Consider the following 21,036-nt stretch of genomic DNA (forward strand, 5'->3'; position numbering starts at 1 on the left):
AACGCTTTCAGCGCGATTGACTGGGCCCGGTGCATTGCACCGGGCCTTCTTTTTTGATCGACGAGCCTCGACGCGAACGGCTCAGGCGGCGCGGTCGACCAGGCCGACGACGCCGGTCGAATCCGTCACCCTGGGCCCCTTGCCGTCCAGGGTGTCGATGTTGCAGTCGCGGAAACGCCAGTTCTCGGCGTTGGCGATGGTCCCCGCTTCGCGCACATCCCAGTCCAGCCGCTCGAAGGTGAAGTCCTTCAGGGGCGCCTCGGGATAGGCGGCGGCCTCGAAGCCGATCTTGCCGCCGACGGCCTTTATGCCCGACAGGTGAACGTCGTGAATGCGAGGAACGCCCTGCTCGCGCGGCACCGGCGTGGCCAGAGCGCGCCAGTAGTCGGGTATGTCGGCCACGCCCGCCGGAATCTTGGCGTAGCTATAGTTCGGGTACCAGTTGAGATTGACCCGGAACAGGGTCGCCACGTCCTGCAGATGGATGTCGCGCAGCCGGATGTTGGAAATGACGCCGCCGCGTGTATGGCCGGACTTGAAGAAGATCCCCAAGGGCACCGGATATTCGATCCGCAGGCCGGAGACCTCGATATCCTCGAACCCGCCGGAGGTCTCGGAGCCGAAGGTCATGCCGGCCAGGGCGTCGCGCACGATACAGTCGCGGATCTTCACCTCGCGGCACGGTCGGGCGACGCGCAGCCCGTCCCAGTCGCGGCCGGCCTTGATGCAGATGGCGTCGTCGTTGACCGACAGGTCGCAGCGTTCGACCAACACGCGCTCGGACGAGTCGATGTCGATCCCGTCGGTCGAGGGGCCGCGGCCGCCCAGATTGTTGCGGATGATCAGGTCGGCGACTTTCACGTCGCGCGAATAACAGATGTGCACCGTCCAGAAGCCCGAGCGGGCTAGGTTCAGGCCCGAGACCTCGACCTGCTGGGAATCATAGACGTGGATCAGGCGCGGGCGGCGGCAGTCGTAGTCGGCGGCCCAACGCAGGTCGCGCGGGTCGTAGTCGCGCCGCATGGCCCAGTAGCTGTCCCAGAAGACCTTGCCGTCGCCGTCGACCAGGCCCTCGCCGGTGATCCTGGCGTCGGTCTGCTGGTAGATGTTCAGCAGGCCGGCGGGCCAGTCCATCTCGATCCCGGCGACGCGGGTGCGGACCATCGGATAGGCGGCGACATCCTGAACGCCGCGCAGGGTCGCGCCCCGACCGATCATCAGGGTCACGCCCGATTTCACGAACAGCGAGCCCGACAGATAGAGGCCCGGCTTCAGCACCACCGTGCCGCCGCCCTGCGCGGCCGCCGCGTCTATGGCCGCCTGGATCGGGCGGGTGTTGATCGCCGCCCCGTCGCCGACCGCGCCATAGTCGGCCGCGTCAAAAATCCTGTCCCGGCCCGCCTGAGCCAAGGCCGGGCGCGCGGACGCGAGCGCGCCCACCAATCCCAATTGAAGCAGTGTGCGCCGATACATTGTTCCGTCTCCTCCGCGCGGGCCGGCGCGATATTCGGTCGCGCTTCATTTCCCACATTATGTACTTCCATCTCACGATAGCGGACATTATCGTCCGTTCAAGCCAGCGGGCGACCGGTCGGCGTTTGGTCGCACGCGGCCGGACACCGGTTACCACGCGACACGACAATAATCGGGCGCGCCTGAACGCGCCTGCGGAGGAAACCATGTCCCTGCGTTCGCCCATTCGCCTCGCCGTCCTCCTGCTGTCGGCCGCCGTCGCCGGCCCGGTCGCCGCCCAGACCCAGCCGGTTCTGGCGCCCGGCGTGGAGGCGGAGTGGCTGACGCCCCGTCCCCGACCGACGCTGAACACGGACCCGTCCCGTCTGCCGTCACGGGCCGAGGCCATAGCGGCGGCGGACTATGTCGCCTCGGCCCAGATCGCAGCCATGGCGAAGGAGCCGATCGCCCTGTCCACCGGCAGCAACCTCAGCCAGATGTCGTCGAACTGGGTCGCCGCCACCTTCTATGTCGGCGCGGCGCGGCTGGCGCGCGTGTCGGATGATCCCGAGACCCTGCGGTTCCTGACCGCCGTGGCCGAACACTACAACTACAGCCTCCGCGGCGCCCGTTCGGGCCCGACCCTGCTGAACGCGGACGACATAGCCATCGGCGACCTCTACGAGGAACTCTACGCCCGGCGCGGTCAGGAGGGCGTGCTGATGCCGCTGCGCCAGCGCCTGGACTGGCAGGTGCCGCATCTGAACCGGTCGACCGAGACCCTCGCCCTGGTCTGGTGGTGGGCCGACGCCCTGTTCATGGCCCCGCCGGTGCTCGCCCGGATGTCGACCCTGACGGGCGACCCCAAATACCTGACGGCAGCGAACAGGGAATGGCGGCGCACGGCCGAACACCTGTGGGTCCCGGAGCAACGGCTGTTCCTGCGCGACGAGCGGTTCAGGGACCGCACCGAGGCCAATGGCGCCCCGATCTACTGGTCGCGAGCCAATGCCTGGGTCATGGCGGGCCTGGCGCGCTGGCTGGAATCGATGCCGGCGGACCATCCGGACCGCGCCTATTACGTCGATCTGTTCCAGAAGCTGTCGAGCCGTATTCTCGAGCTCCAGCAGGACGACGGCCTGTGGCGCGCCAGCCTTCTGGCGCCGGACGTCTATCCGGAGGCGGAAACCTCGGGTTCGGCCTTCTATGTCTATGGCCTGGCCTGGGGCGTGAACCACGGTCTTCTGGAGCGCGACGCCTATCTGCCGGCCGTGCGGAAGGGGCTGGCCGCCCTGAACCGCAACATCCTGCCCAGCGGCCTTGTGGGCGCGGCCCAGAAGACCGGCGACCAGCCGGTTTCGACCCGCCCCGACGAGACCGGCCTCTATGCGACCGGCGCCTATCTGCTTGCGGCCCTGGAAGCGGCCGACCTGCACGGCGAGATCCAGTCCCTGCCGCAGGCCGAACCCGCCCGTGACACGCCCGAGGTCGTCGCCGCCACCACGCCGACGCCGCCGCCCCCGATCACCGTGGTCGGCGAGGCGGAACTGCGCCGCCGCGAGGAGGAGATGCGCGCCACCCGCGCCCTGGCCTACGACCCCGCCGGCCTGAACCGGCCGTCGACCATCGAACGTCTCACACCGCCGCCCGCCGCCGAACAGCAGGCCCGCGCCGTGGTCCGGTTCGCGCCCGACCGGCTGGACGACCTGTTGTGGGAGAATGATCGCGTCGCCCACCGCATCTACGGCCCAGCGCTGGAGGCGCGCGAGGCGCCGTCCGGCTCGGGGATCGACGTCTGGGCCAAGCGGGTCCGCTATCCATTCATGGACCGCCAGTTGAAGTTCCCGAACTATCACACCGACCGCGGCGAGGGACTGGACTACTATGACGTGGGGCGCGGTCGCGGCGCCGGCGGCCTGGGCGTCTGGTACGACAACAAGCTGTGGACCAGCCGCAACTTCTCCACCTACGAGATCCAGGAGACCGGCGGCGACGAGGCGCGGTTCACCGCCACCTATCGCCCCTGGCCCGTCGATGTCGCCCGCAATGTCTGGGAGACGCGCGAATTCAGCCTGCCGCTCGGGTCCAGCTTCACCCGCATGACCTCGACCCTGTCGTCCAACACGACCGAGCCCCTGATCGTGGGCATAGGGATTTCGAAGCGTCGCAACGAGAACGGCGCTGGCCAGGTCACCCGCGACGCCGCCAACGGTCGGCTGATGTTCTGGGAGCCGGAGAACCCCGAACACGGCGGCCTGGGCATAGCCATCGCCGTCGACCCGGCCAAGGTCGAGGGTTTCGCCGAAGATGCGGACAACTATCTGATCCTGGTGCGGGTCACGCCCGGCGAACCCTTCACCTACTATATGGGCTCCGCCTGGGACCGCGGCCTGGACTTCCAGACTCGCGAGGCATGGGAAGCCTTCGTTCGCGAAAGCAGGTTTCGCTTTTAGCGCAACGGCGGCCCGTAAAACTCTGCGCGCCGCCGACCTTCACGATCCCGCCCGTCGCCTTTTTTGAACCCGTCCACGGGGCGCCGATACAGCCCACCCCGTGCTCAGACCGGCAGGGCCGTTTCGGACTTCACGCACGACAGGGCGAAGTGGGAACTGGCCGTGGCGACGGCCTCGTGCCGCAACAGGACGCGCATCAGAAACCGTTCGTAGTCGGCGATGTCGGCGGCGACGACCCGCAGAAGATAGTCCCAGTCGCCGGACATCGAATAACAGTCCAGGATATTGGGCTGCTGTCGCACGAACCGCTCGAAGGCCGCGCCCAGCTGGTCCTCGTGCGACTTCAACCGGACCTGGCAGATCACATCGACGGGACAGCCGACCTGGTTGCGATCAACCCGTCGCACGGTGCGCCCCAGCACCCCCGCCGCTTCCAGCGCCCGCACACGTCGCCAGCATGAAGCCGCCGAACTGCCGACACGCTCGGCCAATTCCGTCTGGGAAAGGGTGGCGTCGGCCTGAAGCACGCGAAGGATTCGGCGGCTGAGATCATCAAGATGAAATGCCTGTTTCATTTTTCACCCTTACCAGAAACATGAACACAGATCAGTCGTCATTTTATCGCCGTTTGAACGCCGATGTTCGCGCCAGATCGATACGAACCGCTTCATGTTCGATATCGCAACGCTTCCTCCTCGCCCCGCCGATCCCCTGCTCGCGCTTATCGGCGCCTTCCGGTCGGACCTCCGTGCTGACAAGATCGATCTCGGCGTGGGCGTCTATCGCGACGCCGAGGGACGCACACCCGTCATGGCGTCGGTCAAGGCGGCCGAACGGCTCCTGGTCGACCGGCAGTCCAGCAAGGCCTATCTCGGTCCGGAAGGCGATCTGGGGTTCGTCGCCGCGATTGCGGACCTGATCTTCACCGACATCGATGGATCAGCCCATCGCCAGGGCGTCCAGACGCCCGGCGGGGCCGGCGCCCTGCGGCTGGCCGCCGAACTTCTGGCCGAAAGCGGGGTTCGCCGCATTCATGCGGCCGCCCCGACCTGGCCGAACCACGGCGCGGTGTTCCAGGCCGCCGGCCTGTCTCTTGAAACCACATCCGTCTTTGACCTGAAGGCGCAGACCCTGGACGGACAGGCCTGGATCGCGGCCCTGGAAGCGGCGCCCGAAGGCGACGCCGTTCTGCTGCATGGCTGCTGTCACAACCCGACCGGTCTGGATCTGTCGCTCGACCTTTGGGCGGCGACCACCGAGGTGATCGCGCGGCGGAACCTGCTGCCGGTGATCGACCTGGCCTATCTGGGGCTGGGTGACGATCTGGAAACCGACGGCGCGGGAATGCGCCACCTGTTGCGCCACGTCCCCTATGCCCTGATCGCCTTCTCCTGCGACAAGAATTTCGGCCTGTATCGCGAGCGGACCGGCGCCCTGTTCGTCCAGGCGCCCAACGCCGCACGCTCCGACGCGCTGATGACCAATCTGTGCGCCCTCGCGCGCGCAAACTGGTCCATGCCGCCCGACCACGGCGCCGCCATCGTCCGCACCATTCTGGAAGACCAAGCCCTCAGGACAGGCTGGAGCACTGAACTGGCGGGAATGCAGGCGCGGATCGCCGGTGTTCGCGCAGCCCTCGCCGCGACCGCTCCGCAGTTGTCAGGCCTGGCGACCGGGCGCGGCATGTTCGCCAATCTGGCCGTCTCGCCCGAACAGGTGCAGCGTCTGAAGACCGAGCACGCCGTCTATATGGCGGGATCCGGCCGCATCAATCTGGCGGGCCTGTCAGAAGAGACGATCCAGACCTTCGCCGACGCCTTGCAGGCCGTATCGTGACCGCCGAGATCGCCCTGGCGCAGGGGCCGACGTCACGCCTGCTGACCCGGCTGTGGCGCGCGCCCTATCTGCTGTTGTCCTGCGCCGCCTTTCTGTGGGCCGGCAATTTCGTCGTGGGACGTTTGATGTCGTCTGGCCTGCCCCCGGTCAGTCTGGGCTTCTGGCGATGGGCCCTGGCCGCGCCCCTGGTCCTGCCTCTGGCCTGGCCGCATCTGCGCCGGGATTGGCCCGTGCTGCGCAAGGGCTGGCCCATACTGCTGGTGCTGGCGACGACCGGTCTCGCCGGCAGCAATCTGCTGGCCTATCTGGGTCTGACCGTGGTTCCTGCGACGACGGCTTTGCTGGTGCAGTCCGCCCTGCCGGTCGCCATCCTGCTGTTCGGCCTGATCGCCTTCCGCGAGCGCCCCTCGGGGCGCCAGATCGGCGCGACCCTCCTGTCCATTCTCGGCGTGGGCGCCATCGTCGGCGTTGCGGGATCGGGCGCCGCGACGCCGTGGATCGGTCTGGTCTGCGTGGTCGGAGCCATGATCGCCCAGTCGCTTTACGCCACCCTGCTGCGCCTGCGCCCCAGGGTCCATGCGACGAGCTTCCTGTTCGCCACGGTCGCTCTGGCGGCCCTGACGACCCTGCCTCTTCAGCTCCGCTGGGGCGCGCCCCTGCCCCTGGATCATCCGCAGGCTCTGGCCGCTGTCGCCTTCGTCGCCACGGGACCGTCGATCGCGGCCTTCTTCCTGTTCAATCGCGGCGTCGAACTGATCGGCGCGGCGCGGGCCTCGATCTTCTTCTACCTGATGCCGGTGTTCGGCAGTCTGCTGGCCGTCCCCTTCCTGGGCGAACGCCTGGGCCTGGGGCCGCTGATCGGCTTCGCCCTGATCGGCGCCGGCTTCCTGCTGGTCCTGACCGGACGACGGCCCGGCAGGCCCAGGACGATCTAGCGGGACGGCGTGACGGCGAAGGCCCGCCCCGCATCGGCCCGCCCCTTCCCGCCGCCGAGGAAGCCCTGGCCCTGTCGCCGACGCTGAAGATTCTGGTGACATCGGGCCGATACGACTCGCTCGCCAGCTGCGCCGCCGACGCCGCGCTGGAGCAGATCCTGCCCGCGCCGCTCCAGACCGCCATGAGCTTCAGATGCTACGAGGGCGGACACATGTTCTACCGCGACGCCGCCTCACGACTGCGGTTCAGCACGGACATCGCAAATTTCGTAAGATGAGCCCCCTCCCTTCGGCCGCCTGAGGGTCTGATCGCAGCGCGCATTCCATGGCGGCCCTAGGGCGATGCCCTTGCCCCCCGCCGTCCGACGACCACCAACAGGCTCATCGTCGCCAGCGCCGCATTCGTCACGACATGACCGGCGTGATGCGTCGACGCATGATAGATCGCCATAAGCGTCGCCTCCGCCATCAGGCAAACGGCGGCGACCAACATCGGACGGCGCAACAGCGACCATGAAGCCAGAGGCGCGATCATGGCGGTCGCCAGAAGCAGTTCGGCCCAGCCGATCAGTTGGATCGTGCGCAGGCTGGCGTCGGCGGGCCAGGTCATCAGCACCGCCAACATGTCTTGCGGCTGGGTCAGCTTGGCGTAGCCGGCGGCGATATAGAACATGGCCAGCCAGCTTTGCAGCACCCACAAGGCCAGGTGACGGTAAAACCGCGACAGCCGCCGCGGACCGGCCGAAGACATGAGGACGGCCAGGGTCATTGCGGCGCCTCCGCCTGGGGGGCGTCAGAGACGGAGCGCAATTGGGCGCCGGCGCCTTCGACCTCGGGGGAATAGAGGCCCGTCACGCCGCTGACCACAAGGCCGGCGGCGGTGCGACCGACATTCCGGCGCGCCCCATAGACGGCGCAGGGGTCGGGATCGCGGATGTCGGCGACCTTGCGCGCCTTGCTGGAGAAGGCGTCGCCGACCGCGTCGCCCATCGGCTCGGCCATCTGCAGGGCGTCGCCGATGCGTGACAGGGACGGCGAGTCCCGCCCGACATACTGGGCGTTGCGGGCCCAGGACAGGGCCGCGATCTGGCGGCCCGTGCCGGCCTCCAGCAGTTCGGTCTCGACGGCGAGCCCGCCCGTCGTCATCGGGGCCCGCAGATTGATCACCGGCACGAAGAAGCCCACCGCCGCACTGGCCGCCGACCCGGCGCGCCCCGTCGGCCGCAGCCGCACCACCGCCGTCCGCACGGTCGCCGTCTGGAGGGCCGGCTCGGGTGCGATGACGAACCGCTCGCTGACCTCGAAACAGATCTGCCGGTCGACCTCGCGCAGGACCATGGCCCGTTCGGCCGGGCTGAACCGTTCGCCGACGCCGGGGGCGAAGACGGCGGGTTCGAGGAAGACCCCCGCGACGGCGTCGGAGGCGGCGTCGTCCCGGCGTTGGCGCACCGAGGCGCTGAGACTGCGCGGCGGCGCCTGCAGCCCGTCATAGCTGGCCAGATAGCCGGACTGGACCGCGGGCGTGGTGTGGCAGGCGGCGAGGGCCGTGGTCGCCAGAAGTGGGATCAGGGCGAGAAGAGGCTTGGACATGAGGGTCTCCGTCACAGGATGGCAGGCATGGGGGCGCGCTGCGCCGAGCGGGTCGGCGCGGGTGCGGCGCGTTTCGGGGCGGTCGTCGGAAAGACGGGTCCGGGCGGTTGGGAGACGGACAAGGGGGAGAGCCCCCCCGCCGCCCGGACCGCTTCCCCTTCAGGGAAGGGTGATCAGGGTCGGGATCAGATCCAGGGCGCGGGCGGTCGCCAGGGCGTCTATGATCGGCGGGGCCAGCAGCAGGACGGCGCCGTCCATCACGGTGCGCACGAACCGGGCCGGATCGACCTGCAACGCCGCCTCGTCGCGCCAGGCCGATCCGCGCGGCCAGAAGCGCGGGGTCCGGCGACGATAGTGGTCGTAGTCCTCGCCAAAGGCCGCCCCCAGCCAGGCTTCCTCGCGCAGGACGGTGCGCCACAGGATCAGGACCGTCAGGCCCAGCACCGCCGCCGTCAGCACCAGGCTGCCGGTCTGGGCGCCGACGCCGAAGGCGGCCAGGAAGCTGAAGACATAGAGGGGGTTGCGGCTTACCGAATAGGGGCCGCGATCGACGATCTCGTGCGTCTTGCGCCCGCCGATATAGAGGGAGCACCAGGCGCGGCCGATGATGGCGGCGAAGATGGCCGCAACCCCAGCCATGACCAGGGCGGTTTCGAACACCGTGCCCTCGGACACCGGACGGACCACCGCCGCCGCCGCCAGAAAGGCCAGGATGACGCCGCCGAGCACGGCCTTGCGCCTCAGTTGGACCCGGCGCAGCGCGGCCCTGTCCGTCGCGGACGGGTCTGTCGCGGAGGCGGCCGGTTCGCAGGCGATCCCGGCCAGTATGGGCAACTCGCTGGAGGTCGCCACGCGGGACAGGCGACGCCCCTGGGCATAGACGCGCATATGCGCGCCGAGGTTGGTCGGACCGGAAGAGTGGGGGGTCAACATCGTCGTCGCATCTCGACAGGATCGCGCCCGCTAACTCGGCGCTCCGTCAATGACGTCGCCGTCGCCGGCGCCTCTCAAACGAAAGTTCAAAAAAATCCGCCGCCCCATTGCGCCGGGCGGAAAGCCGTTCAAAACAGGCCCCACGGACGCCGGGCGTTCGACCATCCACGGGTCCGATCCAAAGTGGCGCTGAGCGCGAAAGCCGAACTTCTCGCCGTCTATCTGGACCGACGCCCGGCGCTCGTCCGCTTCTTCACGGCGCGGACGGGGTCGACGGATCGCGCCGAGGACATCGTTCAGGACATCTATGTGCGGTTGCAGGCCCTGTCCGAGGCGGCGGCCCAGGAGGTCAAGGCCCCGGCGCCCTTCCTCTATCGCATCGGCGGCAATCTGATGCTGGACGGGGTCCGGGCCGGACGACGCAGCGCCGCGCGCGACCAGGCCTGGACCGAGACCTCGGGCGCCGCCGTCGACGGGATCTCGGTCGCCGACGCCCCCTCGCCCGAGGACGCCGCCTGGGCCCGGCTGAAGCTGGACCAGGTCGCCGCCGCCCTGGAGGGCATGCCCGCAAACGCACGCACGGCCTTCCGTCTGCACAAGATCGACGGCCTGACCCATGCCGAGGTCGCCGCCCGGATGGGGGTTTCGCGCAGCTCGGTCGAGAAATACGTCAGCGCCGTCCTCGCGCGTCTGCTGGAAAGGGTCGGCTGGCCATGACGTCGGGATTTCGCCATTTTTCATTGTGGGGCGCCGTCGTCGGCGGCGTCTCTTCTTCTGGACGTCCCGATCTTCGGGCCGCCGTCCGCCTGATCGCAACCGCATGACCCGCCGCACCGACCTTTCCCCGTCCGTCCTCGAACAGGCCTCCGCCTGGGCCGTCCGGCTGTCCGACGCGGCGGCGACCGAGGCCGACTGGCTGGCGCTGGAGGACTGGCTGGCCCAGTCGCCGGATCACGCCGCCGCCTATACCGAGGCGGAAGGGTTGCTGGCCGCCCTGGACGACGAAAGGGGCGCGCTGGACGCCGCCCTGACCCGCGCGGCCGCAGCCGACGTCGGCCCGGCCCCGCCCACGCGGCTTCGCCGCACGCCGGCGCCGGGCCGACGTCGCTGGATGGTCGGGGCCGGTCTCGCCGTCGCGGCGGCCGTGGTCGCAGGCGTCGCCCTGACGCCCGCCCTGATGGGCGCGACAACCGTCTATGTCACCGCCCCCGGCGAACAGAGGACCGTGACCCTCGGCGACGGCTCTACCCTGGTCCTGAACGGCGGCTCGCGCCTGACCGTGCGGATGACCGGCCGCGAACGGTCGGTCGAGATGGACCAGGCCGAGGCCGCCTTCGACGTCGCCCATGACGCCTCCCGCCCGTTCCGCGTGACCGTGGGCGAAAGCCGGGTCGAGGTGCTGGGCACGGCCTTCGACATCCGCCGCGACTCGGTTTCCACCCGCGTCGCCGTCACCCGCGGCCTGGTTCGGGTCTCCGATCTGGACGACCCCGCCCGCAACGTCCGCCTCGGCCGGGGCCAGTCGGTCGAGCGCGACGACGGCGACGGCGTCCTGCAGGTCTCCGCCGGCGCCGCCGAGACGGCCGGATGGCGCACCGGGCGACTGATCTACGAAGACCGCCCCCTGTCCGATGTGGCCACCGACCTGAACCGCGCCTACGCCACGCCGATCCGCCTGACGGGCGATGTCGGCGCCCTGCGTTTCACCGGGGTCCTGGCCCTCGACGGCGACCAGACGGCGACCCTGCGCCGACTGGAGGCCTTCCTGCCCGTTCGCGCCGTGCCGACGGACGGGGCGGTCGAGTTGCGGGCGCGCTGATCCCTTTCCCCATGTCCTTCGCCGTCCGTCGTCCCCTTCTGCTGACCGGCGCCGTCCAATGTCTGGTCTGGTGTCTGACAGCCGGCGGCGTCCAGGCCTTGCCGCCGCAGCGCCTGTCCATCCCGGCCCAGCCCATGGCCCGCGCGGTGCTGCAGCTGGGCGCCCAGGCCGGCGTATCAATCGGCGCCGGCGAGGCGGCGGCCTGCGGCCGGTCCCGCGCCGTCAACGGCGTCCATGAGACGGAACAGGCCCTGCGGCTGATGCTGGCCGACAGCGGCTGCACCTACCGCCGGATCGACGCCCGGACCTATCTGATCGTGCGGCGGCCGCCGCCCCCGACGCCCCGACCAACCTTACCCCCGCCCCCGTCGGTCGCCGCCCCGGTCGAGCTGGATACGGTCGTGGTCACGGCGACCAAGCGCGAGATCGCCCTGGCCGAGGCCCCCTATTCCCTGTCCGCCGTGGACGGCGCGGCCTTCGACGCCGCCGCACGCCGCGACACCGCCGCCCTGGCCACGCGGCTTGCGGGACTGACGGTCACCAATCTGGGGCCGGGACGGAACAAGCTGTTCGTGCGCGGTCTGGCCGACAGCGCCCTGACCGGCCAGACCCAGGCCATGGTCGGCCTCTATCTGGATGACACCCGCCTGACCTATGACGCGCCGGACCCCGACCTGCGCCTGGTCGATCTGGACCGCGTCGAACTGCTGCGCGGACCACAGGGCACGCTTTACGGCGCCGGCGCCCTGGGCGGGGTGCTGAAACTGGTCAGCCGGCCGCCGCGGCTAGACGCCTACGAAGGCGAAGTCTCGGCCGGGCTGACCTTCGCGGACGACACCGCGCCGGGCCATTCGGCCGACATCGTCTTCAACGCCCCCCTGCTGCGCGACCGGCTGGCCGTACGCCTCGTCCTGTACGACGAGGTGCTGGAGGGGGTGGTGGACGATCCGGGCCTGGGCCTGACCAACACCGGCGCCACATCGCGCACGGGCTCGCGGGCCAGCCTGCTTTGGCGGATCAACAGTCATTGGGAAGCGAACATCAGCAGCGTCTTCCAGGTGCTGGACCTCGACGACAGCCAGTACGCCTTCGAGCGGCTGCCGCCCTATGAGCGCGCCCTTTCGGTGCGCGAACCCAGCAGCAACGTCTTCAACGGCGCCGCCCTGGCGCTGCGCGGGGACTACGACTGGGGACGGATCAAGCTGACCAGCGCCTATCAAGGCCATGATCTCGGTCGCCGCTACGACGCCACCACGGCCGCCGCCCGGTTCGGCGCGAGCGGCGGCCCCCTGGCCTATGACGAGGCCGACAGCATCCGCGCCTTCGCCCTGGAGACCTCGATCGCCTCCGCCCCGGGCGCCGCCATCGGCTGGCTGCTGGGGCTCTACGGCTCGCACTACAGCCACGACCGCACGGGCGAGGTGCTGGATCTGGAGCCGGACGACCGCCTCTATGTCGCGGACAAGCGCGACGAGACCAACGAGGGCGCCGCCTTCGCCGAACTGGCCTGGTCGCCGACCGACCGGCTGAAACTGGTGCTCGGCGGTCGCTACTTCTACGTCTCGACCCAGTCCCGGACCGAGGCGGCGCTGGGCGAAGCGGCCACCGACGCCTTCGACGGCCAGAGCCAGGACGACGGCGTGGTCTCCAAGGCGGTGATCGAATACGCCCTCAACGACAGGGTCCTGATCTTCGCCCAGGTCAGCCAGGGCTATCGCGTCGGCGGGTTCAACGGCGGCGTCCTGCTGAACGGCGGCCTGGGCCAGCCGGGCAGCGGGCTCCAGCCCTACCGCGAGTTCCGCCCCGACACCCTGAACAGCCAGGAGTTGGGCGTGCGCTGGCGCGCCTTCGACGATCGGCTCGGGCTGCGTTTGGCCGCCTTCTTCGTCGACTGGAGCGCCATCCAGTCAGACCGGATCTCCGTCGACGGCCTGCCCTTCACCGCCAATGTCGGCTCCGGCAGCAACGAGGGGATCGAGCTTGAAGGCGTGTGGAGCGACGGCCCCTGGCGGGTCGACCTCAACTTCATGGGCGGCAATCCCCGGCTGGACGCCGCCGACGACAGCTACCCCCTGGCCACTGACGGCGATCTGCCCGGCGTGCCCAAGATGCTGGGCGCCTTCAGCGCCCGGCGCGAGACGCGGCTCTACGGCCGCCCGGCCTGGGCCAGCGGCGCCATCGGCTATGTCGGCCGCTCGACCCAGCAACTGACGCCCGAGATCACCACCGACATGGGCGGGTATTTCACCTCCGAATTCGCCGCCGGTCTGAGTTCCGGCCCCTGGTCGGCCACCCTGCGTCTGGACAATCTGTTCGGCGACGACGGCGACACCTTCGGCTACGGCAACCCGTTCCTGGTGTCGTCGGAGACCGTCATCACGCCGCAGCGGCCGCGGAACCTGTCCCTTTCGGTGTCGCGACGGTTCTGACCCCCGCCCCTCGATCGGCGCATCAGGCTCAACCATCCGCCCTCGCCGCAAACCGCGCCTGCCGCGATCCGGCGTCGCCAGCCTCCCCAAGCTTCGCGCCCTTCGCCGATCGGCGCCCCCCAAGGCCGACCGGTTTCGCCAACTGATCGAGAAGCCGCCCACCGACCCCACAACAAACTGAAACAACGAGATCGTCATGTGGGTGGCGGACAGAGAGTCTGAAATTTCAAGTTCTTAGCGATTTTCGCCAGCTACCCGTTATTACCTTGGGTTTCTCGAAGACGTTGCTTTAGCTCGAAAGGGCGTTGCCGGAGATTTCTGGCCATTTCGGGAAATTCCCCATCAAGCGCAAAATTTTTGATGGGTGTGGTGGCGGGTGTGCCGACCCCCAATCAAATCGTCCTCCTAACTGGTGGATAAGTGGCCCTGAGAGGCCGAAATCGATGATGGGTGAGATGGAAGTCGTTCAAGTCCCACATGTTTTCTCCGCCAAAAAGCTTCCGCCATATTCGCTGCATTTCGTGCGGTGAATAGGGGCCCAATTCGCCGCGCCCTTTCGCCAAGACCGACGAACCTTCAAACGCGTTTACTGCAGGCGGCGACATCGCGCAGCAGTGAACAACCTGAAGGCCATTTCACATTCCCGCCAGAATGGTTCCGTGTGAATCTCCGCCCTACAACCTTTTGGCGCAATGGAGAGAGGCGTGCCCAAACTACCGGAGCTCATGGGTCCTCTGGCGGTATCTCGGCTTACCAAGCCTGGCCTTCACGCTGTCGGCGGTGTGCCAGGGCTGGCTTTGCAGGTCTTGAAGTCGGGCGGGCGGACCTGGATTCTACGCGTCATGATCGGTCCTCGACGCCGGGAGATGGGGCTCGGAGGCTATCCTGGCGTCACGCTGGCCATGGCGAGAGAGGCGGCGCGCGAGGCAAGAGACCTGATCCGAAAAGGCATTGATCCCATCGAGGCCGCAAAGGAAGCGCGCGCGGCGCTCATGGTGACCCCGACAATTGGTTACACGTTCCGCGCCGCTGCGGAGGCCTACATCGCAGCCCACGAAGCGAGCTGGAAGAACCCCAAGCACCGCGATCAATGGACTGCGACGCTCAAGAACTACGCCTACCCGGTGATGGGCAAGCTCGATGTCGCAGCGATCGAACTGCCGCATGTCATGCGGGTTCTGGAGCCGATCTGGAACAAGAAGACCGAGACCGCCAAACGACTTCGAGGCCGTATAGAAATGGTCCTCGACTGGGCGGGAGCGCGCGGGTTTCGCTCGGGCCCGAACCCGGCGCGCTGGCGGGGGCATCTCGACAAGCTTCTGGCCAAACCTTCCAAGGTCCATCGGATAACGCACCACCGCGCCTTGCCGATCGATGAGATGGCCCCCTTCATGCAACAGCTTCGCACTGCGGAGGGGACAGGCGCACGTGCACTGGAGTTCGCGATCCTGACGGCCGCGCGATCCGGCGAAGTGCGGGGAGCAACCTGGAAAGAAATTGATCTGGACGCCCGTGTCTGGACGATCAGCGCCGAGCGCATGAAGGCGGCTCGCGAACATCGGGCGCCCTTGTCCAAGGCTGCGGTCGCCGTCCTGAACGCCGTGCCCTCGGGGCGGCCGGACGCCTATGTGTTCAAGGCTGCGCACGGCGGCCGGATTTCAGACATGACGATCTCCGCCGTGTTGCGACGACTGGAGATCGACGCCGTTCCTCATGGCTTTCGCTCCACCTTCCGCGACTGGGCGGCGGAGCGCACCACCTATCCCAACGAAGTCGCCGAGATGGCCCTGGCGCACGCCGTTGGAAACAAGGTCGAGGCAGCCTACCGGCGAGGCGATCTATTCGAGAAGCGTCTCGCCATGATGGATGACTGGGCCGAGTTCTGTTTCCGCCACTCCCGCTAGGGCTTCGATCCGAGGCATGATGTTCGGAAAACAGCCCCGCAGGCGGACGCCGAGAATGTCTGAGGTGGGGGGGGAAAGCAGTCTCAGCTCGGAGCGCCCTTCAGCGTCACTGATGCGCCATGTGTGGGCGGCTCCCCGTTGGCAAGGGCTGAGCTGACGTTCTTCTGCGCCTGGTCGGAGCGGCTGTTGGCGCGGTACGCATGACTGCTGGCCATAATGCCTTCCGCGAAGGTGGGTCGGTTCCTGCGCTTTTCGCCATTGGGCGAGCGCGATCCTGAGCGCCCCAGCAACGGCCATCGCGACGATGGCCAGGCGATCGCGCTGTTCAGGCGCTGGCCAAATTTCGATGAAGGCTCCGAGGACCGTCGCTTCCAGGTCGACGAGGATCGATTCCTTCGGTTCGTATCGGCCGGCAAGCTCCATGAGCGTTTCGCGCGCCACATCGATCGGCTTCGGAATCGCCGGCGGCGGAGGTTGGTGTGTTCGGCATCAAGGTCACGATCATCGAACCGGGCAGCTTTGAGACCACCTTCGGGAGTTCGGTCCGCCCGGCGCCTCCGATGCCAGAATATGACGCCTTGCGGCAGGCGAGGCGTGCCAGCTTCAAGCCGGAGGACGTTGGCGATCCCGCCGCTACCGCAGGCGCTATCCTTCAGATCGTGGATATTGACAACCCGCTGCTCCGCCTGGTCCCGGGCGCGACGACGATCGCGAAGTTCCAGGCCGCTTACGAGCAGAGGCTCAAGAACTGGAACGATTGGTCTGAAGTGTCGATCACGGCGCACGGATAATTGGCGGATCGACGCTAGCCGCTCCGACCGCGAGATGGGGCCCGATGTCCATCTCGCGGCCGATCGATCCCTCAGATATGCATCCCGCCCGCCACCTCGATCCGCTGAGCATTGACCCAGCCAAACGCATCCGAGAGTAGCCCGGCGATAACCTTGCCGACATCGTCCGGCAGGCCGACCCGGCCCAACGCCGTATGCTGGGCAAGAACCTCCTGCACTTTCGGGTTGTCGCGAACCGTGCCGCCGCTGAAATCGGTCGCGATCGGTCCTGGCGCGACAACGTTCACCGCGATCCTGCGTGGCGCCAGTTCAAGCGCCATGTTCCGGCTTAATGACTCTACCGCCGCCTTGATGGGGCCATAGCCGATGCGTCCTTCCATCGCGAACCGCGCCAGCCCGGAAGAGATGTTTACGATACGGCCACCGTCGTTGATGAGCGGCAGCAGCTTCTGCGTCAGGAACAGAACGCCTTTGAAATGCACGTTGTAAAGGCCGTCCATCTCCGCTTCGGTCATTGTCTCGAGGGTGCTGGCGGATGAGGTGCCGGCATTGTTGACGAGATAGTCGAAACGCTGAGTATCGAAACCAGCCAGCGCCTGGCGGACCTGTGCGGCAAAGTCCGCAAAGCTGCTCGCGTCGCCGACATCGAGCTGGAGCGCCAAAGCCTGAGCGCCCGCCTCCGTCGCGAGGGCCGCCACTTCCTCAGCCTCTGTCCGTCCGCGATTATAGGTGAGGATCGATCTGACGCCCTGCTCGGCCAAGCGCAGCACGGTGCTGCGACCGATGCCTCGGCTACCGCCGGTGATAAGTGCAATCTTGCCTTCCGACATGCCATATTCCTTCAGTTACCTGCCTTCACTGGCCGTGAATTTATGTCTGGCGGCTTCAGCGCGGAATGACGGAACCAGGCATTTTCTTGCCTATTCATGCCCCTCCACTTATCTTGCCTCTTCGCCGGAAGCATCAGAAACGGATGGAAGTGCGTGGATTCACTCGTGCAGGCCCTGCTGGACTACACCGATCGACAGAGCGGGGAGAGTCCCTATCTGACGTCGATCGATCGTATGGTGATCATGCGGTCCGATCAGCCAAAGCCGCCTAGCCATCTAATTTTCCAGCCTTCAATGTGCATTGTCGCACAGGGCGCGAAGTGGGCGACGTTCGGCACCGATAGCCTTGAATATCGAGCAGGACAGGCGCTGGTGATCGGCGTCGAAACGCCGTCGACCGGCCGTGTGGTTGAAGCAAGCCCCGGAAAACCCTGCCTAGTTCTGGCGTTCGAGCTGGATCTCGCGGTGATGCGCAGCGTCGCGGAGGAACTGGGGCGCCCCCCGAGGATGGCGGGCGAGGCCGGGCGCGGCGTGCTTGTTACCGATTTCCAGGGGGCGCTCGCTGACTGCGCCCTTCGCCTCGTACGCCTGCTCGATACGCCCACTGCGATCCCGACGCTCTATCCCGTCGTCATGCGCGAAATCTGCTATTGGCTTCTGGCCGGCCCGCATGGCGGCGACATTGCCCGCCTGACGCTCGCCAACAGTCCCTCACAGCCAGTAATCCGCGCCTTGCACAGTCTGCGCGAGCGCTTCCGCGAGACCGTCCGGATCGACGATCTCGCAGCGATCGCCAGGCTGAGCGTTTCGGCATTCCATCGCCAGTTCAAGGCGCTGACCGCGATGACGCCACTTCAATATCAGAAGCAACTCCGCCTGCTCGAAGCGCGGAGGCTGATGATCACCCACGCGGCCAATGTCGAAACGGCAGCCTATCAGGTCGGATATGAAAGCCCGTCGCAGTTCAGTCGCGAATATGGCCGCATGTTCGGCATCCCGCCGAAGCGGGACGCCATGGCGATGCAGGCGGCGATCGCGGAGGAGCGCGCAACGGCGACGGTGGCGGCTAGACGTACGCCCGCCCCACCGCGATGAAGGCGCGTCGATCCGTCAAGGCGCCCTTGGCTACGAAGCGATCTCGTCTCACAGGGCCTGATGGGCGGTCTCGAGCAGCGCCAGTCGCCTGGGCAGGACGTTGCGGACCGCTTCGTAAGCCTCGGGATGGAAATCCTTCGGCATTTCCATCAAGGCCCGGTCCGGCGCCGTCTCTGCGGCGTCGCGGACCTCGTCGACGATCTTGCGCATGAGCCTCGGGCCGAGGCCTGCAGCCTTGCCGCTTTCGATGAAATGCCGCCCTAGCACGGCGTCGATCCGATAGTGCGGCGTCGCCCCCAGGCTCATGGCGAGCCTATACTCCCGGCGCCGGATCTGGTTGCGATCGAAGGCTGGCTGAGCCGTCAGCACATCATAGAATGGCGTCAACTCGAACCGTCCGCCGGGTCTCAAGAAAAGGCTGAAATTCTTCGCGTGACCGTCTGTGGCCCCGATGAGCCAAAATAGAATCTGGCTCCGAAAAAAGGCGGCCCGATCTCGCGCAGGATCATCGGCCTCTTGGAGCCGCTCCAGCACCTGCGCCACGCTCGGCCCGCCCTTGTCCTGATACTTCTGGCTGGAGGGGACCGAGAGGGCCTGGCACAGGTCTTCCTGCGGCAAACGCAGCAGCCGACCGTCCGACCGCCAGGTGCGGTCGAAACGCTCAACCACCAGGACGCGCCTCTCGCCGAATGTAGCGACCTCCGTCTTGGCCGTCGCCAAACCGAAGGCGCGCATCAACGCCAGGCAATAGTGCTCGTTGTCGACACTATGGCTCAGGTCAACTTCGCCGGACGCCGTGGGAATCCGGCCCAACTGGGGTTTGAAGATGTGGGTGGTCGGGGTGATGCCGACAGGCCGCTTCCATCGCCCCTCATGGAACAGGAGCGCCGTCTTCTCCTGCGCCCCGGCGATGGAGATGCGAAATCCCTCGTCCGGATCGACGCCCAGGGGCGCGCGCGCCAGGTTCCCGAGCAGAGTCTCAATCTCGGCGTCGCTGATATCCTCCCCAACGATAGCCCCGGATACATCGACGTCGAGGCCATCCGGCAGGAATTGCATGGCCCCGACACAGTCTCGTCCTATCTGCTCCAGCAGGCTGTAGGAATCCGCGCCCCTGGCGCCGGTTTTTTCAGCCACCCGCCGTCGCACTGTCAGACTGTCCGGCAGCAGATTGTCGAACACCGCTGTAACCGGCGCGCCGCGCCAGGCGTTCGGCTGAAGCGGCAGAGATAGAGACACGGGAAATGCGTTCTCCCAATCCAGCCAATCTCGATCGTACTGGAAACCGACGCCGCCGCCGGGCCCCTTTTCCATTCGCCCAACGAGACGGCCATTGATCAGGACGTTTAGCGGGGGGTGGGCTTTACGCCGTCCCATCAGAAGATATCCGCAATGTCGCCCGGCGCGCTTTTCGTTCGCGGTTGAACGGTCATCTCCAGATTCAGGGCCGCCAGCAAGGCGTAGATGGAGGACAATCGCGACCCAGGTTGACCGCTTTCGATCTTGGAGACCATCTCCTGGCGCAACCCGGCGAGATCGGCGAGCGCGCTTTGGCTCATGCCGCCGGCCTTGCGGTAGCGCTGGATCAATAGTCCCAACTGCTTGGGGGATCGGGCGAGCGCACTCATATCGCACCTCCTATGCGATACAACGCATAATCCTATTTTAGTCGATTTTCCACATAATTCTCTTTTATGCTCTTTTTCGCATAAGAACACTGTATGCTGAAAATCGCATCAATCAAATGCGTCGGGCGCAGGCCGGCCCGGCTGCCCAGTTGGTAAGCCCGATCGTAGCTCCGTAGCCGCCGTTGTTCGCTCCGCGCGGCCGGAGACCGTCGACTTCGTCATGATCGACGGAGGAATCCACAAGCGCGACAGGCGACTGACGTGAGTCGATCAGGACGCCCTTCTCGAAGAGGACGGAGGTTTGATCTCTGACCTGCGCGCCCGCGCTGGTGTCTGACGCGAGTGAGGTCAGCCTCGCTCTCGACGCCGATCAAACGAGCCCCAGGCCGACCTTAGGTCGGCAAGGCAATCTATAACAAGAAGCTTCAAGCGAGCGCCTTTTGAAGGCTTTTTGCGCCCGGATAAGTTCCAACGGGCATTGAACCGCCCCCGACCGCTGAACCGCCGCGCAAGAAGCGCCGCCACGCTGTCGCGCCGGTCCCTTTCCGCCCCTGGTCCAGTCGCGCGGCTTCACGGTCGAGCCGCTGACCTCCGATCAGAACCTGTGGCTGATCTGGACGCGAACGATCCTTCCCAGTGGATCTTGTACGCTCCGGCCGCTACCCGGCGCCGGTCGTCCATCGCCCAACCGCACGGCCGGGCGGGCGTCGAACAGATTTTCGACTTCGAGCGCGACGCGCAGGGGGGATCGGCCTCGGCCCTCGGCCTGCGGGGACGTCCCTTTCCGCCTCCCCAGGGCGGTGCTGACCTTGAGGTTGAGTGCGGCGAAGGAGGAGAGCGGAGGTTGAAAACTCGAGTGGCGAAACGCCCGTCCGAGCCACTGCCGGCTCCCTCGGGTCGGACAAGCGCCACTTCCCCCACCGGATCGACGCCCGCGCCATGAAGCGCCCGCACCGCCAACCGAGCGGCGCCATTATCGCCATGCCGCGACTTTTTGAGCGTCGGCGAATGTCAGCGGTACGCGCCTCACGCCCCGACTGGATGCGATCTCGATGCCCAAGCTCCCGGCCTTGCCGCGAACGCCGTTTTCGGAACGGTGCAAGCGACGCCCGATGACGGCGGCGCTCCATCCCTGTTGCGCCAGGCTCTCGAGCAAGGCGATCTCGGCCGCGCTCCATTTGGGGGGAAGGTGCATATCGGACATCAGCCCATCTCCTCGTCGTCCTTCTCGCCGCGTGAGACGACGGCGGCCAGGACCAGGTCGCCGGTGACGTTCAGCGTGGTGCGGCACATGTCCAGGAAGCGATCGACGCCCAGGATCAGGCCGATGCCTTCCGGCGG

The 21,036-nt window shown here is 67.1% G+C and carries 20 protein-coding genes; 10 read left to right on the forward strand and 10 right to left on the reverse strand.

Translation table 11 applies throughout. The features are described 5' to 3' along the window. Positions 1-81: 81 nt before the first annotated feature. Complete coding sequence (locus ACIQ1T_RS13180) at positions 82-1,473, reverse strand: glycoside hydrolase family 28 protein (protein WP_395945015.1); 1,392 nt, start codon at positions 1,471-1,473, stop codon at positions 82-84. A 206-nt stretch (positions 1,474-1,679) separates the two neighbouring features. On the opposite strand from ACIQ1T_RS13180, the gene ACIQ1T_RS13185 reads away from it, so the two are divergent. Next, on the forward strand, positions 1,680-3,905 hold the full coding sequence (locus ACIQ1T_RS13185; protein WP_395945016.1) for a glycoside hydrolase family 88 protein: 2,226 nt from the start codon (positions 1,680-1,682) through the stop codon (positions 3,903-3,905). A 104-nt stretch (positions 3,906-4,009) separates the two neighbouring features. Here ACIQ1T_RS13185 and ACIQ1T_RS13190 read toward each other — a convergent pair whose 3' ends face one another. Beyond that, positions 4,010-4,432, reverse strand: coding sequence for an Lrp/AsnC family transcriptional regulator (locus ACIQ1T_RS13190; RefSeq protein ID WP_395945017.1), 423 nt, complete (start codon positions 4,430-4,432; stop codon positions 4,010-4,012). Positions 4,433-4,574: 142 nt separating this feature from the next. Between ACIQ1T_RS13190 and ACIQ1T_RS13195 the strand changes: the two genes are divergently transcribed. The 3 genes from ACIQ1T_RS13195 to ACIQ1T_RS13205 all read left to right on the forward strand — a co-directional run bounded on the left by ACIQ1T_RS13195 (position 4,575) and on the right by ACIQ1T_RS13205 (position 6,954). Next, positions 4,575-5,741 (forward strand): aromatic amino acid transaminase, encoded by a 1,167-nt coding sequence (locus tag ACIQ1T_RS13195; protein ID WP_395945018.1) that lies wholly within the window; start codon positions 4,575-4,577, stop codon positions 5,739-5,741. Next, positions 5,738-6,676 (forward strand): DMT family transporter, encoded by a 939-nt coding sequence (locus ACIQ1T_RS13200; RefSeq protein WP_395945019.1) that lies wholly within the window; start codon positions 5,738-5,740, stop codon positions 6,674-6,676. Before ACIQ1T_RS13195 ends, ACIQ1T_RS13200 begins: the two co-directional genes overlap by 4 nt. 95 nt (positions 6,677-6,771) lie before the next feature. Continuing rightward, entirely contained in the window at positions 6,772-6,954 is a 183-nt protein-coding gene (locus tag ACIQ1T_RS13205; RefSeq protein ID WP_395945020.1) for a hypothetical protein, read from the forward strand. A 56-nt stretch (positions 6,955-7,010) separates the two neighbouring features. On the opposite strand, the gene ACIQ1T_RS13210 is transcribed toward ACIQ1T_RS13205, so the two are convergent. From ACIQ1T_RS13210 to ACIQ1T_RS13220, 3 genes are all read right to left on the reverse strand, one after another. Next, the gene (locus tag ACIQ1T_RS13210) at positions 7,011-7,445 is read right to left on the reverse strand and encodes a DoxX family protein (protein ID WP_395945021.1); all 435 of its coding nucleotides are present in this window, start codon (positions 7,443-7,445) and stop codon (positions 7,011-7,013) included. Beyond that, positions 7,442-8,266, reverse strand: coding sequence for a DUF3313 family protein (locus ACIQ1T_RS13215; RefSeq protein ID WP_395945022.1), 825 nt, complete (start codon positions 8,264-8,266; stop codon positions 7,442-7,444). The genes ACIQ1T_RS13210 and ACIQ1T_RS13215 overlap by 4 nt, the downstream gene beginning before the upstream one ends. Positions 8,267-8,425: 159 nt before the next feature. After that, the gene (locus ACIQ1T_RS13220; RefSeq protein WP_395945023.1) at positions 8,426-9,199 is read right to left on the reverse strand and encodes a methyltransferase family protein; all 774 of its coding nucleotides are present in this window, start codon (positions 9,197-9,199) and stop codon (positions 8,426-8,428) included. Positions 9,200-9,382: 183 nt separating this feature from the next. On the opposite strand from ACIQ1T_RS13220, the gene ACIQ1T_RS13225 reads away from it, so the two are divergent. From ACIQ1T_RS13225 to ACIQ1T_RS13245, 5 genes are all read left to right on the forward strand, one after another. Continuing rightward, a complete protein-coding gene (locus ACIQ1T_RS13225; RefSeq protein WP_395945024.1) occupies positions 9,383-9,916 on the forward strand; it encodes an RNA polymerase sigma factor in 534 nt (177 codons plus the stop codon). 103 nt (positions 9,917-10,019) lie between these two features. Then, the gene (locus ACIQ1T_RS13230; RefSeq protein WP_395945025.1) at positions 10,020-11,018 is read left to right on the forward strand and encodes a FecR family protein; all 999 of its coding nucleotides are present in this window, start codon (positions 10,020-10,022) and stop codon (positions 11,016-11,018) included. An 11-nt stretch (positions 11,019-11,029) separates the two neighbouring features. Beyond that, positions 11,030-13,447, forward strand: a complete 2,418-nt coding sequence (locus ACIQ1T_RS13235) for a TonB-dependent receptor domain-containing protein (protein ID WP_395945026.1) — start codon at positions 11,030-11,032, stop codon at positions 13,445-13,447. 725 nt (positions 13,448-14,172) lie between these two features. Then, positions 14,173-15,351 carry a tyrosine-type recombinase/integrase gene (locus ACIQ1T_RS13240; protein ID WP_395945034.1) on the forward strand — a complete coding sequence of 393 codons (1,179 nt, stop codon included), beginning with the start codon at positions 14,173-14,175 and terminating at the stop codon, positions 15,349-15,351. A 479-nt stretch (positions 15,352-15,830) separates the two neighbouring features. Beyond that, positions 15,831-16,142, forward strand: a complete 312-nt coding sequence (locus tag ACIQ1T_RS13245) for a hypothetical protein (RefSeq protein ID WP_395945027.1) — start codon at positions 15,831-15,833, stop codon at positions 16,140-16,142. Between the two features lie 71 nt (positions 16,143-16,213). Here the strand turns inward: ACIQ1T_RS13245 and ACIQ1T_RS13250 are convergent, their stop codons facing one another. Next, positions 16,214-16,972 (reverse strand): SDR family NAD(P)-dependent oxidoreductase, encoded by a 759-nt coding sequence (locus tag ACIQ1T_RS13250; protein WP_395945028.1) that lies wholly within the window; start codon positions 16,970-16,972, stop codon positions 16,214-16,216. 165 nt (positions 16,973-17,137) lie between these two features. Here ACIQ1T_RS13250 and ACIQ1T_RS13255 point away from each other — a divergent pair, with 165 nt between their 5' ends. Beyond that, positions 17,138-18,067 carry an AraC family transcriptional regulator N-terminal domain-containing protein gene (locus tag ACIQ1T_RS13255; RefSeq protein ID WP_395945029.1) on the forward strand — a complete coding sequence of 310 codons (930 nt, stop codon included), beginning with the start codon at positions 17,138-17,140 and terminating at the stop codon, positions 18,065-18,067. 48 nt (positions 18,068-18,115) lie between these two features. On the opposite strand, the gene ACIQ1T_RS13260 is transcribed toward ACIQ1T_RS13255, so the two are convergent. The 4 genes from ACIQ1T_RS13260 to ACIQ1T_RS13275 all read right to left on the reverse strand — a co-directional run bounded on the left by ACIQ1T_RS13260 (position 18,116) and on the right by ACIQ1T_RS13275 (position 21,024). Next, positions 18,116-19,444, reverse strand: coding sequence for a type II toxin-antitoxin system HipA family toxin (locus ACIQ1T_RS13260; RefSeq protein WP_395945030.1), 1,329 nt, complete (start codon positions 19,442-19,444; stop codon positions 18,116-18,118). Further along, complete coding sequence (locus ACIQ1T_RS13265; protein ID WP_395945031.1) at positions 19,444-19,695, reverse strand: helix-turn-helix domain-containing protein; 252 nt, start codon at positions 19,693-19,695, stop codon at positions 19,444-19,446. The genes ACIQ1T_RS13260 and ACIQ1T_RS13265 overlap by 1 nt, the downstream gene beginning before the upstream one ends. 973 nt (positions 19,696-20,668) lie before the next feature. Next, a complete protein-coding gene (locus ACIQ1T_RS13270; protein WP_395945032.1) occupies positions 20,669-20,899 on the reverse strand; it encodes a hypothetical protein in 231 nt (76 codons plus the stop codon). Then, positions 20,899-21,024, reverse strand: coding sequence for a cation:dicarboxylate symporter family transporter (locus ACIQ1T_RS13275; protein WP_395945035.1), 126 nt, complete (start codon positions 21,022-21,024; stop codon positions 20,899-20,901). Before ACIQ1T_RS13275 ends, ACIQ1T_RS13270 begins: the two co-directional genes overlap by 1 nt. Positions 21,025-21,036: the final 12 nt, after the last annotated feature.

The sequence above is a fragment of the Brevundimonas sp. genome, assembly GCF_044336875.1.
Lineage (GTDB): Bacteria > Pseudomonadota > Alphaproteobacteria > Caulobacterales > Caulobacteraceae > Brevundimonas.

Bases quoted from the DNA above. Each gene is read 5' to 3' on its own strand.
- ACIQ1T_RS13220 (WP_395945023.1), bottom strand. From the start codon at position 9,199: ATGTTGACCCCCCACTCTTCCGGTCCGACCAACCTCGGCGCGCATATG.
- ACIQ1T_RS13215 (WP_395945022.1), bottom strand. From the start codon at position 8,266: ATGTCCAAGCCTCTTCTCGCCCTGATCCCACTTCTGGCGACCACGGCC.
- ACIQ1T_RS13270 (WP_395945032.1), bottom strand. From the start codon at position 20,899: ATGTCCGATATGCACCTTCCCCCCAAATGGAGCGCGGCCGAGATCGCC.
- ACIQ1T_RS13250 (WP_395945028.1), bottom strand. From the start codon at position 16,972: ATGTCGGAAGGCAAGATTGCACTTATCACCGGCGGTAGCCGAGGCATC.
- ACIQ1T_RS13180 (WP_395945015.1), bottom strand. From the start codon at position 1,473: ATGTATCGGCGCACACTGCTTCAATTGGGATTGGTGGGCGCGCTCGCG.
- ACIQ1T_RS13210 (WP_395945021.1), bottom strand. From the start codon at position 7,445: ATGACCCTGGCCGTCCTCATGTCTTCGGCCGGTCCGCGGCGGCTGTCG.
- ACIQ1T_RS13195 (WP_395945018.1), top strand. From the start codon at position 4,575: ATGTTCGATATCGCAACGCTTCCTCCTCGCCCCGCCGATCCCCTGCTC.
- ACIQ1T_RS13185 (WP_395945016.1), top strand. From the start codon at position 1,680: ATGTCCCTGCGTTCGCCCATTCGCCTCGCCGTCCTCCTGCTGTCGGCC.
- ACIQ1T_RS13260 (WP_395945030.1), bottom strand. From the start codon at position 19,444: ATGGGACGGCGTAAAGCCCACCCCCCGCTAAACGTCCTGATCAATGGC.
- ACIQ1T_RS13240 (WP_395945034.1), top strand. From the start codon at position 14,173: ATGGGTCCTCTGGCGGTATCTCGGCTTACCAAGCCTGGCCTTCACGCT.
- ACIQ1T_RS13265 (WP_395945031.1), bottom strand. From the start codon at position 19,695: ATGAGTGCGCTCGCCCGATCCCCCAAGCAGTTGGGACTATTGATCCAG.
- ACIQ1T_RS13230 (WP_395945025.1), top strand. From the start codon at position 10,020: ATGACCCGCCGCACCGACCTTTCCCCGTCCGTCCTCGAACAGGCCTCC.
- ACIQ1T_RS13235 (WP_395945026.1), top strand. From the start codon at position 11,030: ATGTCCTTCGCCGTCCGTCGTCCCCTTCTGCTGACCGGCGCCGTCCAA.